The 18056-nt window shown below is 57.1% G+C and carries 17 protein-coding genes; 12 read left to right on the forward strand and 5 right to left on the reverse strand.

The genetic code is table 11. The features are described from left to right. The first annotated feature begins 29 nt into the window (after window positions 1–29). From HW561_RS01205 to HW561_RS01215, 3 genes are read left to right on the forward strand one after another with little or no spacing between them, the layout of a single operon-like run. The gene (locus tag HW561_RS01205) at window positions 30–506 is read left to right on the forward strand and encodes a MarR family winged helix-turn-helix transcriptional regulator (protein WP_176861401.1); all 477 of its coding nucleotides are present in this window, start codon (window positions 30–32) and stop codon (window positions 504–506) included. Continuing rightward, the gene (locus tag HW561_RS01210) at window positions 494–1531 is read left to right on the forward strand and encodes an efflux RND transporter periplasmic adaptor subunit (RefSeq protein WP_176861402.1); all 1038 of its coding nucleotides are present in this window, start codon (window positions 494–496) and stop codon (window positions 1529–1531) included. Before HW561_RS01205 ends, HW561_RS01210 begins: the two co-directional genes overlap by 13 nt. Window positions 1532–1542: 11 nt before the next feature. Beyond that, the gene (locus HW561_RS01215; RefSeq protein WP_176861403.1) at window positions 1543–4584 is read left to right on the forward strand and encodes an efflux RND transporter permease subunit; all 3042 of its coding nucleotides are present in this window, start codon (window positions 1543–1545) and stop codon (window positions 4582–4584) included. Between the two features lie 499 nt (window positions 4585–5083). On the opposite strand, the gene carB is transcribed toward HW561_RS01215, so the two are convergent. Next, window positions 5084–8428: a carbamoyl-phosphate synthase large subunit gene (gene carB, locus HW561_RS01220; protein ID WP_176861404.1), complete on the reverse strand. Its 3345-nt coding sequence runs from the start codon at window positions 8426–8428 to the stop codon at window positions 5084–5086. Window positions 8429–8605: 177 nt separating this feature from the next. Here carB and HW561_RS01225 point away from each other — a divergent pair, with 177 nt between their 5' ends. The 4 genes from HW561_RS01225 (at window position 8606) to aspS (ending at window position 13132) form a co-directional block, all read left to right on the forward strand. Further along, window positions 8606–9733 carry an aminodeoxychorismate synthase component I gene (locus HW561_RS01225; protein ID WP_176861405.1) on the forward strand — a complete coding sequence of 376 codons (1128 nt, stop codon included), beginning with the start codon at window positions 8606–8608 and terminating at the stop codon, window positions 9731–9733. Next, window positions 9688–10335 carry an aminotransferase class IV family protein gene (locus HW561_RS01230; protein ID WP_176861406.1) on the forward strand — a complete coding sequence of 216 codons (648 nt, stop codon included), beginning with the start codon at window positions 9688–9690 and terminating at the stop codon, window positions 10333–10335. Before HW561_RS01225 ends, HW561_RS01230 begins: the two co-directional genes overlap by 46 nt. Further along, window positions 10332–11003 carry a CPBP family intramembrane glutamic endopeptidase gene (locus HW561_RS01235; protein ID WP_328803218.1) on the forward strand — a complete coding sequence of 224 codons (672 nt, stop codon included), beginning with the start codon at window positions 10332–10334 and terminating at the stop codon, window positions 11001–11003. The genes HW561_RS01230 and HW561_RS01235 overlap by 4 nt, the downstream gene beginning before the upstream one ends. Before the next feature lie 353 nt (window positions 11004–11356). After that, complete coding sequence (gene aspS, locus HW561_RS01240; RefSeq protein WP_176861407.1) at window positions 11357–13132, forward strand: aspartate--tRNA ligase; 1776 nt, start codon at window positions 11357–11359, stop codon at window positions 13130–13132. A gap of 252 nt (window positions 13133–13384) precedes the next feature. Here aspS and HW561_RS01245 read toward each other — a convergent pair whose 3' ends face one another. Then, entirely contained in the window at window positions 13385–14104 is a 720-nt protein-coding gene (locus tag HW561_RS01245) for a response regulator (RefSeq protein WP_176861408.1), read from the reverse strand. A 135-nt stretch (window positions 14105–14239) separates the two neighbouring features. On the opposite strand from HW561_RS01245, the gene mce reads away from it, so the two are divergent. Both mce and HW561_RS01255 read left to right on the forward strand, forming a co-directional pair. Then, window positions 14240–14644, forward strand: a complete 405-nt coding sequence (mce, locus tag HW561_RS01250) for a methylmalonyl-CoA epimerase (RefSeq protein ID WP_176861409.1) — start codon at window positions 14240–14242, stop codon at window positions 14642–14644. 21 nt (window positions 14645–14665) lie between these two features. Beyond that, complete coding sequence (locus HW561_RS01255) at window positions 14666–14941, forward strand: DUF1467 family protein (RefSeq protein ID WP_176861410.1); 276 nt, start codon at window positions 14666–14668, stop codon at window positions 14939–14941. 3 nt (window positions 14942–14944) lie between these two features. On the opposite strand, the gene HW561_RS01260 is transcribed toward HW561_RS01255, so the two are convergent. Together HW561_RS01260 and HW561_RS01265 are read right to left on the reverse strand one after the other, a co-directional pair. After that, window positions 14945–15643, reverse strand: coding sequence for an EI24 domain-containing protein (locus HW561_RS01260; RefSeq protein ID WP_176861411.1), 699 nt, complete (start codon window positions 15641–15643; stop codon window positions 14945–14947). Continuing rightward, window positions 15640–16218: a nitroreductase family protein gene (locus HW561_RS01265; protein WP_176861412.1), complete on the reverse strand. Its 579-nt coding sequence runs from the start codon at window positions 16216–16218 to the stop codon at window positions 15640–15642. The genes HW561_RS01260 and HW561_RS01265 overlap by 4 nt, the downstream gene beginning before the upstream one ends. Window positions 16219–16354: 136 nt before the next feature. Between HW561_RS01265 and HW561_RS01270 the strand changes: the two genes are divergently transcribed. Continuing rightward, window positions 16355–16630 carry a DUF167 domain-containing protein gene (locus HW561_RS01270; RefSeq protein ID WP_176861413.1) on the forward strand — a complete coding sequence of 92 codons (276 nt, stop codon included), beginning with the start codon at window positions 16355–16357 and terminating at the stop codon, window positions 16628–16630. On the opposite strand, the gene HW561_RS01275 is transcribed toward HW561_RS01270, so the two are convergent. Next, window positions 16618–16866 (reverse strand): hypothetical protein, encoded by a 249-nt coding sequence (locus HW561_RS01275; protein ID WP_176861414.1) that lies wholly within the window; start codon window positions 16864–16866, stop codon window positions 16618–16620. The genes HW561_RS01270 and HW561_RS01275 overlap by 13 nt on opposite strands. Window positions 16867–16981: 115 nt before the next feature. On the opposite strand from HW561_RS01275, the gene HW561_RS01280 reads away from it, so the two are divergent. Together HW561_RS01280 and HW561_RS01285 are read left to right on the forward strand one after the other, a co-directional pair. Then, window positions 16982–17689, forward strand: a complete 708-nt coding sequence (locus tag HW561_RS01280; RefSeq protein WP_176861415.1) for a M48 family metallopeptidase — start codon at window positions 16982–16984, stop codon at window positions 17687–17689. Continuing rightward, a complete protein-coding gene (locus HW561_RS01285; RefSeq protein WP_176861416.1) occupies window positions 17686–18054 on the forward strand; it encodes a YigZ family protein in 369 nt (122 codons plus the stop codon). Before HW561_RS01280 ends, HW561_RS01285 begins: the two co-directional genes overlap by 4 nt. Window positions 18055–18056 lie beyond the last annotated feature (2 nt).

Below are 18056 nucleotides of genomic sequence, written 5' to 3' on the forward strand. Positions count from 1 at the left end.
GACCTCTCAGATTGGCGCGGAGAATCCAGATGCCTGACGACATCAGTACCCGGCTTGGTCGCCTCAGCCCCGAGATTCAGGCGATCATGGGCGTCTATGCCCTTTATTGGAAACTGGAAGAGACCTTTGACAGCATTGAAACAGATCTGAGTCATCAGGAATGCCACATGTTGATCAAGCTTGATCAACCCAAACGTATGGGCGTTTTGGCGGCTGACATGCTGAGCGTCCCCTCGACGATCACCGCGACGGCGGATGCATTGGAAAAGGCAGGGTATCTGATCCGTGAACGCGACCCCGAAGATCGTCGCGCCTGGCTGTTGGTTCTGACCACGCAGGGCCAGGACGCCCGCAACATGTTGGTGGCCGAAGCCGGTGATCTGTTTCACCGCGCCTCAGGTTTGAACACCGAGGAAACTGCCGAATTCGCGCGGATGGCGCGCAAGATTCGTGACAACATTCTAAAAACGGGAATTCCCGAGGGACTGAAAACATGCGACTCCTGACTTCTCTGGGCCTTGCTCTGGCCCTTCTGGCAACGCCGATGGCTGCGCAACACGCCCCCAAGCCGGTGAAATTGATGCAGGTGCACGAAACAGCGCCGGGGTTTTCACGCCAGTTCTTCGGACGTGTCGCTGCACGCCAGACTGTTGACCTGGCCTTTCAGGTGGCGGGACAGATTGTCGAGATGCCGGTAACCGAAGGGTTTGTCCTGCCCAAGGATGGGTTGATCGCCCGTCTCGATCAGGAGCCGTTCGAATTACGTCTAAGCCGGGCGCAATTGCAAAAGGAACAAGCCGACCGCACGGTAGCCCGCCTGTCGCGTCTGCGGGGTACAAGTGCCAGTCAAGTGACCGTAGACGACGCGGAAACCGAAGCCCAACTGGCCGCCATCGCGCTGCGGGATGCGGAATACGAATTGGAACATGCCACTCTGACCGCTCCGTTCGACGCGCTGGTTTCCAGCCGTGCGGTCGAGGCATTTACCACTGTCTCGGCTGGAACTCCCATTGTGCGGATTCACGACATGTCCGAACTGCGGATCGAGGTCGATGTGCCCGAAATCCTGTTCCAGCGGTCGGGGCAAAACGACGATATTACGATCACCGCCAAGTTCCCTGTCAGTGACGAGGTCTTTCCATTGGAAATCCGTGAATTTGACGCGGAAACTTCAAGCGTGGGTCAAACCTTTCGTATCCAGTTCGGTTTGACTCCGCCCGAGGGGGTGCAAATCCTTCCGGGATCGTCCGTCACCGTCAATGTTCAGGTACAGGATGAGCGTACGGGCATCGTTGTTCCTGCGACTGCCATCGTTGCGGATGCAAGCGGGGATCTTGGCATTATGGTCTTTTCACCGGTCGGCGCCGACGAAGGTGTTGTACGCCGTGTTGCTGTAACGATCGAGCCAACTCAAACCGGTGAGGTTCGTGTGCTGACCGGGTTGTCTGATGGCGATGAGATCGTCGTGGCGGGTGGTACTGCGCTGACCGATGGTCAGGATGTGCGCCGCTTCGCCGGTTTTGCGAACTGAGGCGCGGACAAATGAACATCGCACGCGCTTCAATCGACCGGCCGCTTTATACGTGGCTCATTATTCTGATCGCCCTGTTTGGTGGCGTTTGGGGGTTTCTATCGCTTGGGCGGCTTGAAGACCCGGCATTCACGATCAAAAACGCGGTCATCATCACCCAATACCCCGGTGCAACGGCAGAGCAGGTTGCACTGGAAGTCTCGGAGCCGCTTGAGTCTGCCATCCAGCAGATGGGTGAGGTGGACACGATTACTTCGGTCAACCAGCCAGGCCAGTCGCTGATCGAAGTGGAAATCAAATCCACTTACGATGGCAATGAACTGCCCGATATCTGGACCCGCCTGCGAGCCAAAATTGGCGATGCGGCCCGTGGTCTCCCGTCTGGCGTCAGTCAACCTTATGTCAATGACGGGTTCGGCGACGTATTCGGCCTGTTTTACGCCGTGGCGGCGGAGGGGTTCTCGGATGCGGAAAAACATGAATTGGCAACGTTCTTGCGTCGCGAATTGTTGACCGTTGACGGAATCGCCGATGTCGAGGTGCAGGGTCTGCCCGACGAGGCGATCTTTATCGAACCCGATCTTGCGATATCGGTGAATCAAAATGTGCCATTTCAGGCCATCAACGAGGCAATTGCCAATGCCGACTCGGTCAATTCCTCGGGGTCTGTGCGCTCGGATAATGATCGGACCACCATCCTGACTGCCGAAGGGTCTGACAGTGTCTCGGCTATCGCCGGACTGTCGGTCGGCTCACAAGGGCAGGTCATCAACCTCTTTGATATGTCCGATGTCTACCGCGCCCGGCAAACCGATCCTGATATCATAATCCGCTTCAATGGAGGCGAGGCCTTTACGCTGGGAATTGCCGGCCTTGCGACCGAAAATATTGTCGAAGTCGGCAAGCGGGCTGACGCAAAATTCGCTGAATTGGATGCAGACATCCCCTATGGTGTCGAAATCCTGCCCATTTATCAGCAACATGTGGTGGTCGAGCAGGCATCGAACGATTTCCTTGTGAATCTAGCGATGTCGGTGGCCATCGTGGTCACAGTTCTTGCGATCTTCATGGGGTGGCGTGCGGCAATTGTTGTGGGCTCCACTCTGCTGTTGACGGTTGTTGGGACGCTTTTGTTCATGTCGTTGTTTTCGATCGAGATGGAGCGGATCTCGCTTGGGGCATTGATCATCGCAATGGGCATGCTCGTGGACAATGCAATCGTGGTGGCAGAGGGCATGCAGATTTCCATGTTGCGTGGAAAACCTTCGCGCGATGCCGCCGAAGAGGTTGCGTCAAAAACGCAAACACCGCTGCTGGGTGCGACGGTGATCGGTATCATGGCGTTCGCCGGAATTGGTCTCAGCCCGGATGCAACAGGCGAATTCCTGTTTTCGCTCTTTGCGGTCATTGGTATTTCGCTGCTGCTCAGCTGGATTTTGGCAATTACGGTGACGCCGATGCTGGGGCACTATTTCTTCAAGCAGGGCAAGGAAGGTGAAGCGGATGCCTATAGCGGCACCCTTTTCCGGATCTACGGCGCCATCTTGAACTGGGCTTTGCGTTTCCGCTGGTTGGTCGTGGTCGGGTTGGTCGGGATCACGGTGGTTTGCTACGCGGGCTTCGGATTGATGAAGCAGCAGTTCTTCCCAGATTCGAACACACCATTGTTCTTCGTCCACTACAAACTGCCGCAAGGCACCCCCATCGCTAGAACAGGCGAAGACATGGCCGTGTTCGAGGACTGGTTGACCGCCCGTGATGATGTGGTTTCCGTGACCACTTTTGTAGGGCAGGGGGCGACCCGCTTCATGCTGACCTATTCGGCCGAAGATCCGAACCCAAGCTATGGGCACATGATTATCCGTACAGAGACCCTGGACGATATCCCAGCTTTGCAAGCCGATCTGGAAGCGTTTGGCTCTGCCCAATTCCCCGAAGGCGAGTTTCGAACAAAGCGTCTGGTGTTTGGTCCGGGTGGGGGCGATCCGATCCAGGCACGTTTTTCTGGCAGCGACCCGGTTGTGTTGCGACAGCTCGCCGATGAAGCGGTGCTGCGAATGGCAGAGGCGTCGCCAAACGTTTTGCAAGTTCATCATGACTGGCGTGAAAAGGAATTGGCGGTCCAGCCGATCTATGCCACCGAGCGGGCGCAAACTGCCGGAATCGCGCGCGAAGACATCGCGGCCACCCTTCAGTTTTCGACCGACGGTATCAACGCGGGCGTGTTGCGGGAGCGCGACCGTCTGATCCCCATCATCTTGCGACGCCCAGCAGATGGGGACTACTCGATCGTCGATCAGGTGGTGTATTCCGATCAATCCGAGCGGTTTGTCCCTATCGAGCAAATGGTGGACAGGTTTGAATACCAATCCCTCAACACGCTCGTTCACCGCCGCAATCGGGTTCTGACCATCACGGTTGGCGCTGATATTCCCCCGGGGCTGACCGCGGCGCAGGTTCACGCAGAGGTTCGTGAGGCGGTCGAAGCGATCGACCTGCCACCGGGTTACAAGATGGAATGGGGAGGAGAGTTTGAGAACTCGCGCGACGCCCAGGAAAGTCTGGGCAAGCAGCTACCGTTGAGTTTGCTGATCATGGTTCTGATTTCGGTGCTGTTGTTCAATGCTATCCGTCAGCCGATCATCATCTGGCTGTTGGTGCCGATGTCAGTGAATGGCGTGGTGATCGGCCTGCTGGGAACCGGTCTGCCGTTTACCTTTACGGCGCTTCTGGGGCTACTCAGCCTGTCGGGGATGTTGATCAAGAACGGCATCGTTCTGGTCGAGGAAATCGACCTCGTGCGTGCCACCGGCAAACCCCTGCGCGAGGCTATCGTCGAGGCCTCGGTCTCACGCTTGCGTCCGGTAATGCTGGCCGCGATCACGACGATCCTTGGTATGGCACCGCTGTTGACGGATGCATTTTTTGTCTCGATGGCGGTAACCATCATGGGCGGGTTGGCCTTTGCCACCGTCCTGACAATGGTCGCTGCACCGGTTTTCTATCTGATTTTCTTCGCGCGAGAAGAACAGAAGAAAGGTATTGCAGCTTAACCAAGGCAAATTCTAGCGTTTGTCTCATCCGGTGTTTCCTTGAGGCCGCACGGGTCTCAAGGAATATTGCGCAGTTTTCAGTCGAGTTAGATACTTTTGAATGCGCGCTTGAGCAGCTTTGCGCATCTCGGAGAGAGATGTCTGAGACTGCATCGACCAAAAGACCACGCGGTTCAGAAAGACGGCGAGAGCATATCCTTCAGGACCATGTTGGCTGTTTCTACGCTTTGCCCGCCAGTTACCGCAAAGAACTGTCGGGTAGGCAGGATAGGTGTCGTAGGTGGAGAAAAGCGGGCATCTGACCAGTCAAAATACTCTTCAATCCAGTCGCGCATTTCGTCTGAAATAATTGGTTGGGAAAAGATAACATGCTATTATAGCATGGAAATTCGGCCTTACTCGCGAAAATAAATAATCTGAAGAGCGTTGCCTTAAAAAGGAAAATTAAAAAGCCCCGCACCAATGTCGGGGCTTTCTTAATTGGTAAAGGGGAGAACGCTTACCCCTGCAGCGATTTCACCTCGACATCCCCTTCGGCCTGCGCCTTGATCGCCAGCGCAGCAGCATGGCTGGCAGCAGCGGTGGTGAAATAGGGGATTTTATCATACAACGCGATTGAGCGGATGGCCTTGCTGTCCTCAACCGCCTGCGCGCCTTCGGTGGTGTTCATCACCAGCTGCACCTGACCGTCTTTCAACATGTCCACCACATCCGGGCGACCCTCATAGACCTTGTTGACCAGATCACAGGCCACGCCCTGCTCTGCCAACCACGTCTGCGTACCCCGGGTTGCGACCAGCGTGAATCCCTGTCCGGCCAGTACCTGCGCCGCCTCCAGCATGGCGGGTGTCTTGTCGGCATCCTTGATCGAGATGAAGGCACGGCCCGAGGACGGCAGAACCATCCCTGCGCCCATCTGCGCCTTGAGGAAGGCGCGCGGGAAGTCACGGTCCCAGCCCATCACCTCACCGGTCGAGCGCATCTCGGGCCCCAAAATCGTGTCAACACCGGGGAAGCGGGCAAAGGGCAGCACAGCCTCTTTGACCGAGAACCAAGGCATGTCCGGGTCGGCCAGTGTCATCTGATCGGCGATCTTGGTGTCCTGCCCTTCTTGATAGGGAGGGCGCATCGGGAAGTTCGACAGCTTTTCACCGGCCATGACACGCGCGGCGATGGATGCAATCGCACTGTCAGTGGCTTTGGCGACGAAGGGCACGGTACGCGAGGCGCGCGGGTTGACCTCGATCAGATAAATCTCGTCATCCTTGATGGCGAATTGCACGTTCATCAGGCCGACGACATTTAGTGCCTTGGCCAGTTGAAATGCCTGCGCCTTGATCTGTTCGATGATCTCTTTTGACAGCGAATAAGGTGGCAACGAACAGGCGCTGTCACCCGAATGAACGCCTGCTTCTTCGATATGCTGCATGATGCCGGCAACATGCACATCGGTGCCATCGCACAGGGCATCCACGTCCAGCTCAACCGCACCGGCAAGATAGCTGTCCAGCAAAACCGGGCTGTCGCCCGAAACCACCACGGCCTCGTTGATATAGCGTTTTAACTGATCCATATCGCGCACGATCTCCATCGCGCGTCCACCCAGCACGTAAGATGGGCGGATCACCAGCGGGAAGCCGATCGTTTCGGCAATTTCCAGCGCCTGCGCGTCGGTCGAAGCGATTCCGTTCCGGGGCTGTTTAAGGCCCAGCTCGTTAACCAACGCCTGAAAGCGTTCTCGGTCTTCGGCCAGGTCAATCGCGTCCGGCGTGGTGCCAAGGATTGGAATGCCTTCGGCTTCCAATGCGTTGGCCAGCTTCAGCGGCGTCTGACCGCCATACTGAACGATCACACCATGCAGGGTGCCGTTTTCCTGTTCCTTGGTCAGGATTTCCATCACGTGTTCAAAGGTCAACGGCTCGAAATACAACCGGTCCGAGGTGTCGTAATCTGTCGAAACCGTCTCGGGATTGCAGTTGATCATGATGGTTTCATAACCGGCGTCGGTCAGCGCGTAACACGCGTGACAGCAGCAATAATCGAACTCGATCCCTTGCCCGATCCGGTTGGGGCCACCGCCGAGGATCACAACCTTCTTACGATCAGATGGACGTGCCTCGCATTCCACGTCACCCATCATCGGGGCCTCGTAGGTCGAGTACATGTAAGGCGTTTGCGCCTCGAATTCAGCGGCGCAGGTGTCGATGCGTTTGAATACCGCCGAAACGCCCAGATTGCGGCGGGCGCGGCGGACGTTGTTCTCGTCCCGGCCCGTCAGATTGCCCAAACGTGCGTCGGTGAAGCCCAGCATTTTCAGCTTGCGGATACCATCTTCGGTCACCGGCAGGCCGTCATTGCGCACCGTGCGCTCAGCTTCGATGATTTCGCGGATACGGGCGAGGAACCATGGATCGAATTTGGTGACACCAAAGATTTCGTCGTCGCTCAGGCCGTGCCGCATGGCTTGCGCGATAGTGCGCAGACGGTCGGGTGTCTGCTGGCTGATAGCCTTGATCACGGCCGCCTTATCGTCGGTCTCGTCCCAGACGCCTACGTTCAGGCCGGGAATCTCAATCTCATCAAAACCGGTCAGGCCGGATTCCATCGAGGCCAACGCCTTTTGCATCGATTCGTGGATGGTACGACCGATGGACATGGCCTCACCCACCGATTTCATCGCGGTGGTCAGGTAGGGCTCTGCGCCGGGGAACTTCTCAAAGGCGAATTTTGGAATCTTGGTGACGACATAATCGATGGTCGGCTCGAACGAGGCAGGCGTGACCTTGGTGATGTCGTTGTCCAGCTCGTCCAGAGTGTACCCTACCGCCAGTTTGGCCGCGATCTTGGCAATCGGGAAACCGGTCGCCTTGGATGCCAGAGCAGATGAGCGCGACACACGAGGGTTCATCTCGATCACGACCATGCGGCCGTCATCGGGGTTGATCGCCCACTGAACGTTTGACCCACCCGTCTCGACACCGATCTCACGCAGAACGGCAATCGAGCCGTTGCGCATGATCTGATATTCCTTGTCGGTCAGCGTCAGGGCGGGGGCCACGGTGATCGAGTCACCTGTATGCACACCCATCGGATCGATGTTCTCGATCGAACAGACAATGATGGCATTGTCCGCTTTGTCGCGGACAACCTCCATCTCGAACTCTTTCCAGCCCAGCAGCGATTCATCGACCAGGATTTGGTTCACCGGCGATGCGTCCATGCCAGTGCGGCAGAAATGGATGTAGTCCTCGCGGTTATAAGCCACGCCACCACCGGTACCGCCCATGGTGAAGGCGGGGCGAATGATGGCGGGCAGGCCGATATCTTCCAGATCGCCCAACGCGATCTGCACGCCCGCATCCAGATCGGTGCTGCCGTCGTCGCGCTTGGGGGCAGTGACGATTGTGGCCTTTGGGTTTTCGATGCCCAGCCGGTCCATCGCTTCGCGGAACAATTTGCGGTCTTCGGCCATTTCGATGGCGTCGCGGGTTGCACCGATCATCTCGACGCCGAATTCCTCCAGCACGCCCATCTCTTCCAGCGCCAACGAGGTGTTCAGGCCGGTCTGCCCGCCCATCGTGGGTAGCAGCGCGTCGGGGCGTTCCTTTGCGATGATCTTGGCGACAACCTCGGGCGTTATTGGTTCAATATAGGTGGCATCCGCCAGACCGGGGTCGGTCATAATCGTTGCCGGATTTGAATTTACAAGGATAACCCGGTACCCTTCCTCGCGCAGCGCCTTGCAGGCTTGTGCACCGGAGTAGTCAAATTCGCAGGCCTGACCGATGACAATGGGACCCGCCCCGATGATCATGATCGACTGGATGTCGGTTCTTCTCGGCATGGCCTTGTTCCTTTGATTGTCTGCGAGCCAGGGCACCGCCCAAGTGCCCAAATTGTTCTGCGTTATAGGGACCGCGCGAAAAGGTTCAAGAGGTATCGGAAACGGGGATGAAATTGCCGCTTTCCCCTCTTTCCCTTACCGCCGTATTCTCTATACCGCGCAGCACGGCAAATGAGGATGCAAGTGCGTATTCGTTTTGATCAGGGGCCTGCCGGGCCAGGGACCCACTTTGACCGGCCATCCCAGATGATCCGCGCTGACAGGGCGGAGGACGTGCCCCAGGCCTTGGCGGCGCTGGATGACGCGCGCGCACAGGGTGCCTGGCTGGCGGGGTATGCCAGTTACGAACTTGGTTACGTGCTGGAACCACGCCTGCTTGAGCGTTTGCCGAAGGACCGCCGCCTGCCGTTGCTGTGCTTTGGTGTTTACGATCACCCGACGCAAACTGACTTGCCGAAGGCCTCTGGTGGAATTGCTGAATTCCAGCCGCGTTGGGACGAGACGCGCTATGGCCGGGCCTTTAAAACCGTGCATGACGCCATTGGCGCAGGCGACATCTATCAGGCAAACCTGACCTTCCCGATTGACCTGATCTTCAACGGCGATAGCGCATCGCTGTATTCCGCTCTGACCGCTGGGCAGATCGTCGGTCACGGTGCGTTGGTCGAACAGGATGGCTTGCCTGATTTACTCAGCCGGTCGCCTGAATTGTTTTTCAGAACAGACACGTCCGGGCGTATCGAAACCCGCCCGATGAAAGGCACACAGCCACGCAGCGAAGATATGGCTGAGGACGCCCGGCGCCGAAACTTTCTGTCAGCAGATGCCAAGAACCGGGCCGAGAACCTGATGATTGTCGACCTTTTGCGCAACGATATCAGCCGGGTTGCGCTGCCCGGCTCGGTCCAGGTGCCCGAGCTGTTTAAGGTCGAAACCTATGCAACGGTACACCAGATGGTGTCGTTGGTGCGGGCGCAGCTGCAGGTGGGTGCCGGATTGTCGAACATCCTGACGGCCCTGTTTCCCTGTGGGTCGATCACTGGCGCCCCGAAAATCCGTGCGATGGAAATCCTGTCCGATCTGGAACCGTGGGCGCGGGACATTTATTGCGGCACCATCGGGTGGGCTGCTCCTGATGGGCGATCTGAGTTCAACGTGGCGATCCGCACCTTGATGGTTGAGGATGGCGAGGCCATTCTGAATGTCGGTGGCGGTGTGGTCTGGGACAGCACGGCCCCGTCGGAATATGAGGAAGCGCTATGGAAAGCCCGCTTTGTGCACCAATCGAAACTGGTTTCCGTCTGATTGAGACGCTGGCCTACCGGCCAGAGCAAGGGTTTGTGCGCCGTGACCGGCATCTGGGCCGCATGACCCGATCGGCGGATGCACTGGAATTGCCATTCTCTGAAGAGAGTGCATTGGTAACCTTGTCCGGGATTTCGGCTGACACGGCATTGCGGTGCAGGCTGACGATGGACGTATCCGGTCAATTCGGATTGACCACGGCTCCGCTGGAGCAGAACCCGTCTGTCTGGCGTTTGGCAATTGCGGATACGAGGGTGAATTCTTCTGACGTTTGGTTGCGCCACAAAACCACCCGGCGCGCTATCTATGACAACGCCCGGGCGTCCATGCCGGAAGGTGTCGACGAGCTGTTGTTCCTGAATGAACGCGATGAGCTTTGCGAGGGTTCAATCACCAACCTTTTCATTAAAACAGTGGGCGGCAGACTCCTTACCCCGACATTGTCTTGCGGTTTGCTGCCAGGTGTCCTGCGCGAAGACCTGCTGGAAAAAGAACACGTAACCGAGGCTACACTGGCCTTGAGCGACCTGAAGAAGGCACAAACTGTTTACATGGGGAATTCGTTGCGAGGACTGGTCCCGGTCGAGATGGTGAACCTGTGAGCGCTGAAAGCACGGTGATTGACCCGCCGGTCGCAAGAACCCGCCTGCAGTTCGAATTTGGCCTCTTCTATGTTGCGGCACCTCTTCTCATCGCAGTGCTTTTGCCGCCCAATTGGATGTTTCCGGCACTGTTTGGGTTTACCGGTCTTGGGATTGTCTTGCTGCACGGGACGTCGGGGTTCCAATGGTCAGAGTTACGTTATGATTGGGCAAACTGGTCCTGGCGCGAACTGGCCCTGTTTTTGGTTGTCATGTCGGTGTTCTGCGTGGCTCTAATTCAGGTCATCCGTCCCGACGCCGCCTTTTTCCTACTGCGACGCCAGCCTGAATTGTTGGTCGCGATCTGGATCGGCTACCCGCTGGCTTCGGCGCTGCCGCAGGAACTGCTGTTCCGGACGCTCTTTTTCCGCCGCTACCACGCTATTCTGCCCGGTGGACGCGGGGCCTATTTGCTGAACGCGGCTGTCTTTTCCTTTGCGCACCTGATGTATTGGAGTTGGATCGTTGCCGCGATGACATTTGCCGGCGGGTTGTTGTTCACTTGGGCCTACCGAAAGCGTGGCTCGTTCGTTTACGCCGTCATACTGCATGCGATTGCAGGCAACATCATCTTCGCCGTGGGGCTGGGTATCTATTTCTACTCTGGCAACGTCCAGCGACCCTTTTAGGCTCGTTGGCTGCATCTGAATTCGAATGGCAGCCGTAGGTGCTTGGCCGTCCCCATTGGTCTCCTGCGAACCATTTGGATAAGTCACACGCAGTGTTCTGCGCCCAACGAACCGCCGTAGTATGTGATCGAAAACAGCTTGCCACATAAGCCGAACATCTCCTCTCGAAATGACATGGCCCCCGCAGATCGGGATCAACTATTCAAGTTCACTGTTCCGCGAAGATCCCTCAAAATACGAATTTGTCTGCCTTTTGGGTCACAACACGCACGACAGGCCGCCGAACCCTTGACTTCCCGGGATGATCGCGGTGTATCGGCGCGACGAATTCTGCGCCCGAAGGGATATCATTCATGCACGCCTATCGCAGCCACACCTGCGCCGCTCTGACCGCCGCCAATGTTGGTGAAACCGTCCGCCTGTCCGGGTGGGTGCATCGGGTCCGAGATCACGGCGGCGTGCTTTTCATCGACCTGCGTGACCATTTTGGCGTGACGCAGGTTCTGTGCGACGGCGATAGTGCGGCTTTTGCCGAGCTGGAAAAAGTTCGCTCTGAGTGGTGCATCCGTATCGACGGCACTGTTAAGGCGCGTGCTGATGATCTGGTGAACCCGAAATTGCCCACCGGCGAGATCGAAGTGTATGTGCGCGATTTGGAAATCCTTGGGGCTGCCGACGAACTGCCTCTGATGGTGTTCGGCGATCAGGAATATCCAGAGGAAACCCGCCTGCGCTATCGCTATCTGGACCTGCGTCGCGAGGCGATGCAGAACAACATGACCCTGCGTTCGGACGTTGTGGCCTCGATGCGCCGCCGCATGTGGGATCAGAAGTTCCGCGAGTATCAGACACCGATCATCACAGCATCCTCTCCCGAAGGTGCGCGCGACTTTCTGGTGCCCTCGCGCCAACATCCGGGCAAGTTCTATGCTCTGCCACAGGCACCGCAACAGTTCAAACAGCTGATCATGGTGTCGGGCTTTGACAAGTATTTCCAGATCGCGCCGTGCTTCCGCGATGAAGATCCACGCGCCGATCGCTCGCCCACCGATTTCTACCAGCTCGACATCGAGATGTCGTTCGTTGAGCAGCAGGACGTGTTCGACACGATCCAGCCGGTTCTGACCGGGGTGTTCGAAGAGTTTGGCGGAGGTCGCAAGGTTGATCAGGACTGGCCGCAGATTTCCTACAAGGACGCGGCGCTGTGGTATGGCAGCGACAAGCCCGACTTGCGCAACCCGATCAAGATGCAGGTGGTTTCGGATCATTTCCGTGGCTCGGGCTTTGCGATCTTTGCCAAGCTGCTGGAGCAGGACGGCACCGAAATCCGCGCTATCCCTGCGCCCAAAGGTGGCAGCCGCAAGTTTTGTGACCGCATGAACGCCTTTGCTCAGAAAGAAGGTCTGCCCGGCATGGGCTACATCTTCTGGCGCGATCAGGGTGAAGGGATGGAGGCTGCAGGTCCGCTGGCCAAGAACATCGGCCCCGAGCGCACCGAGGCGATCCGCCAGCAACTGGGTCTGGGCGTCGGCGATGCCGCGTTCTTCCTGGGTGGCAAGCCCAAAGCCTTTGAGAAGGTTGCCGGTAAGGCGCGCGACGTGATCGGCGAGGAACTGGGTCTCACTGAAAAAGACCGTTTCGCATTTGCCTGGATCGTGGACTTCCCGATCTATGAGCAAGATGAGGAAACCGGTGCAATCGACTTTGAACACAACCCCTTCTCGATGCCGCAGGGCGGTATGGAAGCACTGCAAGGCAACCCGCTGGACGTGCGTGGCTATCAATACGATCTGGCTTGTAATGGCTATGAACTGGTCTCGGGCGCGATCCGGAACCACAAGCCCGAGATCATGCTGAAAGCCTTTGAACTGGCAGGCTATGGCGAGGATGAGGTCAAATCCCGATTTGGGGCGCTATTTAACGCGTTCCATTACGGCGCGCCGCCGCACGGCGGCTGTGCTGCGGGTATCGACCGGATCGTGATGTTGTTGGCCGATGAGGCCAACATCCGCGAAGTCATGATGTTCCCCATGAACCAGCGCGCCGAAGATTTGATGATGGACGCACCCTCTGATCCGACATCGGATCAGTTGATGGAGCTGGGGCTTCGGACTATCCCTCAAGACTAACCTAAAGCCGCCCGCCTCGCGCGGGCGGTTTACGTTTGAGGCGGTCTTGGGCCTCCTTCGCCCCATTCGAGCATCCGGATTGTATTCAGATTCGAATTTGGCCAAACGCGATTCTGCGCTTTTTAGGGACAGTTAATCCAATGGGTTTCCCAGCTCTCTACGTTTCCTCTAATGGTGCGTGCTGTCTGGCGTGTCTGTCGATACATCCACAGACACAGGACTGACGCGGTTATGAAGTAGGCGATGGCCATTTCAGATCGCCTCTCGCTGTTCCAGGCGGCTTTGAACAATACCAGCAACCTGCGCTGCCTGAGCGGTGATTGGTGATCCTTGCGCGCGCGACGTGGCAAGTTTGCGGGCAGCGTCCTCCAGAACCATATCATCGGCTTCACGCGCGACGCCGCGCAAAAACTGTGCTGCGTAATCCAGTGTGCGATGGTCGTTTGGCCCAGCCAGAACATCGGCAATATGCGCCATGTCATCCTGATAGGCCATGGGATCGGGGCAGATCACCTCGTCCCGAACGCTGTGAAGGTCACTGGGCCGGCGATCTTCGGGCAGACGTTCCAGAATGACGGTTTGAAAATAGGCCATTGATTTTATCGGTTTGGACAGAAATCCATCAGCCCCGGCCTTTAGCGCTGTGGCTTCGGTGCAATCGTCACCGGACATGCCCAGAATAACACTGATACGGGGGGTGACATCGGTCAGTTCTGCGATCAAATCGGCACCTGATCCATCCGGCAGCCCCATATCCACAAGAATGACCGACGGGCGATAAATTTGCAGATGGCGGCGTGCTGATTTCAGACAATCCGCTCGCCTGATTCTGGCGCCGCTGTGCAGGCACATCAAGCGTATCGCGTCGCAGGCGTATCGACTGTCCTCGACAACCAGAATGGTTTGTCCCAGCAGGGGCCGCGTTGCAGTCGGCGTGGCGACGGCGGTGGTGAAAGGACCCGAATCGTCCATGGCAGATCTCCTATCCAGCAGATGCCTTACGCTAGGAACTTCTGGCTAACACAGGGTTAACGGGCGATTTGGCGCACTTGTCCTTTGGTAGGTCAGCCCCCATAACCCACCCAACACAGGACAGAGGAGTTTGCCATGATTGGTCGCCTGAACCACGTCGCCATTGCCGTACCTGATCTTGAGGCGGCGTCCGAACAGTATCGCAATGCGCTGGGTGCCAAGGTCGGCGCGCCGCAAGACGAACCGGATCATGGCGTAACCGTCGTGTTCATCGAATTGCCGAATACCAAGATCGAATTGCTGTATCCGCTGGGTGATGACAGCCCGATCAACGGATTTCTGGAAAAGAACCCCGCCGGTGGCATCCATCATGTGTGTTACGAAGTTGATGATATCATCGCTGCCCGCGATCACCTGAAGGAAACCGGTGCACGCGTGTTGGGATCAGGCGATCCCAAGATCGGTGCGCATGGCAAACCGGTATTGTTCCTGCACCCCAAGGATTTCAATGGTTGCCTGGTCGAACTGGAACAGGTGTAACCCAAGCTCGGAGGGCCTGAAATGACCATCACAGCTGCCTTGGTTCTGTTTGCCGTCATCTGGTTCATGACGCTGCTTGTCATTTTGCCCATTCGCATCAAGACACAGGGCGATCTGGGGGACATCGTGCCGGGCACCCATGCAGGGGCTCCGGAAATCCACCATATGAAGAAAAAGATGTGGATCACCACAGGTGTATCCGTGGTTTTGTGGGCCATCATCGCCGGGATCATCTTGTCGGGCGTGATTTCGATCCGGGATTTTGACTGGCTGAACCAGTTGGAGCCCCGGGAATAGCTGTCAGGTGTTATTGTCTGACAGCTTGTGATAGATATGGGTGAAAGTGGCGGCTCCGATAATCGGAATCACCAGATTTACCAGCGGGACCGAGAGCGGAATCGCCATCAGCGTCCCGGCTACCCAGATCGTTGCTGAATGTTTGGCACGCAGTTTGCGCGCACCCTCGCGGCCCAATCGACGCATCGCTGCCAGGGTGAAGTATTCTCGTCCCAGCAAGAACCCGTTCATGGCCCAGAAGATGAATGGCGCAAACGGCGTGAATATCGCGTAAAGGATCAGGGCCAGCAGGTTGGCCATGATCAGCACACCCAAAAAGCTAAGCCCATCCTGCAAGGCTTCGGAAAAAGGGATTTTCGGGGCGGGCGGCAGGCTGGGATAGTGTTTGTCTTCGACGGCCTGTGCGACCTCTTCCAGAAAAATCGAGGTGATGGCTGAGGCCACAGGCACCATCAGGAACACCGGCAGGACAAGTACCAACAAGATGCCTGAATAGTTCAGGGCATCGTTCAACCACGGTACGACGCCGATGAACGGCAGGGAAATCTCGCTACCAGATAGCGAGTTTACGAACCAGATCGCACCGGCACACGCGATGACCAGCAGTAGGGTCGTCAAGCCAACGCCACGTAATAACACAGCGCGCAACTTGGGATCGCTAAGCTGGCCCAACGCGGCAAAAAACGCGTTCAGGATGATCATTCCGAAACCCATTCGGTCAACGCTTCCACGTCAGGGCGGGGACGCTCGGGCGGGGTGGCGCCTTCGGTCGCGATATGGATCAGCCCGGCGATGCGTTCATGTGCATCCAGTCCCAGAGCGTCTTTGCAGAAGTTGCGGTCATGCGTTTGCCACCCCGACAGCCAGTTCGCACCCCAGCCCGCCGCAAGCGCCGCATTCAACAGCGCCAGACAGACTGCCCCGGCGGAATAGGTCTGTTCAATCGCGGGAACCTTGTCCGAAGGTTTTTGAACCTCGACCACAGCAACCGCCAGATGCCCCATGTCGAATTGATTGCGGGCTTTGGCAATTTCCTCGGGTGTTTTGCCCAACGCTCGACCACGAATCTCGGTCAGTTCCGCAAGGCGTGGCATAGACTTCTTCTCAAGGACGACAAAGCGCCAGGGCTCCAATTTGCCATGATCCGGGCTGCGTGCGGCTGCAGTCAACAGCGGCAACAGTTGATCTCTGGTCGGGGCAGGTGCGATCAGTGTCTTGGCCGGACGCGAGCGGCGCGACAGTAAAAATTCCAGAGCGGCCGGATTCTTGAGGGACATATGTTAACCTTCTTTACATAAGCAGTTTCTATCTTGGTTGGCATCACCCCCGTTTCAAGGGTTGGCTGGGTTTTCGTGTGGATCAATTTCATTCCAGCACAAATCATGCAAGTGCTTGGGAGGACAAGGAAGACCAATGGCCAAATCCAAACTGCGCAATCTACCTGACCTAAGCGGCCTCGCGGTGCCCGGAGCGGTGATTCAAATCAAAGCGACGCCCAAGGCTGCCCAGGACCGGATTGTTCATGAGGGGGTGAAGGTGCGTATCTCTGTCACTGCGGCACCCGAAAACGGCAAGGCAAACCAGTCGGTTCGAACGATCCTTGCGCAGTGTATGGGGGTTGCTCCGTCTACTCTGATCCTGAAACAGGGCCAGACCAGCCGAGACAAGGTTTTTGTTTATGAGCCCTGAGGCGGGGTTTCGTGGATTTGATATACACCCTCAGGCAGGTCCAGCGCAGCAGCCAGATCGCGCACCTGCTCGGGCGACAGAGTTATCTTCTGTACCTGCTCGGTGCGTGGGTCCAGTTGCTCCAGTGTTACACATTCCGCGAAACTGTTGATTACAACGTCTTCCTGCAAAGGCTTTTCGCCTTCGTCCACCAGGGTAATGACTGTCGAGTCGAATTCATGCTCAATCGAAAACATGAGAGCAGAGTGCAGGTCGAAGCCGCGTATTGCAACCCGTGGCAGACTGATCCGAGTGTGGTCGCGCCTGATTGGCTGCGTTATGGTTCTCGTCCGGCATGAATGAGGAAATGTAATGCGTGTTGTGATCTTCTTACTGGTTTCTGTGCTGCTGGCGGCCTGCGAGACGCAAAGCCTGCGCCTGATGCCCGCTGCGGACTGGGATGCGCCTGCACCTGACGCACAGGTGACAGCGGCGACCTTTCGCGAAATCAGCCAGGCAATCGGGAAGGAGGCGCGCGGCGAATGTCTGCGTCAGAATGCAAATCAGAATTGCGATTTCAAGATCATGGTTGACCTGAACCCACGCGCGCCTGCCAATGCATTTCAAACTCTGGACGAAGATCGACAACCAGTGATTATTTTCACCCAAGCTATGATTGAATCTGCTGAGAACGCGGACGAGTTGGCGTTCGTCATGGGGCACGAGGCGGCCCATCACGTTCTCAGGCACATTGCCAGACAAACCGAAAATGCCAGCGAAAGCGCCGCGAAATTCGGAGATTTGGCGCGACTTTACGATTGGGATGATGCAGACATTGAAGAGGCGCAGAAATTGGGTGCGGAGGTTGCCGTGCAAGTCTATGTAAAGGACTTCGAGTTGGAGGCGGACCAATTGGGCACCATCATTACCCATAATGCAGGATATAACCCGCTGGTCGGGGCGGTGTACTTTGACCGTATCCCGGATCCGGGCGACAAGTTCCTGGGAACGCACCCGCCCAACGCCCAGCGTGTTCAGATTGTGCGCGACACGTCCAAACAGTTCGGCCTGCTGCGATGATTTCGGTGACGCGGTTGGGCGTGATCCTGACGGATCGTGGATCGAAATACGCGGTCTCGGGTGCCGGTGTCAGCACAAGGGCCGAAATTGATGCCGTGCTTGGTGATCTGAAGTCAGACAAAAGCTATGCCAAGGCCACGCATAACACATGGGCCGCAATTTTGCCGACAGGCGCTCTAAAGGCGGATGACGGCGAAAGCGGCGCCGGGATGGTGATCCTGCGCATGTTGGAGCGTGTAGGGCTGGAGAACCATGTGATCGTCGTCACCCGCTGGTATGGCGGGAAAAAGCTGGGCGGAGACCGTTTTCGCCGGGTGCAGGACGCCACGCGCGCCTATCTCGATCAGATCGTCACCTTACCTTGACC

It is taken from the genome of Ruegeria haliotis (genome assembly GCF_013377785.1).
Taxonomy (GTDB): domain Bacteria; phylum Pseudomonadota; class Alphaproteobacteria; order Rhodobacterales; family Rhodobacteraceae; genus Ruegeria; species Ruegeria haliotis.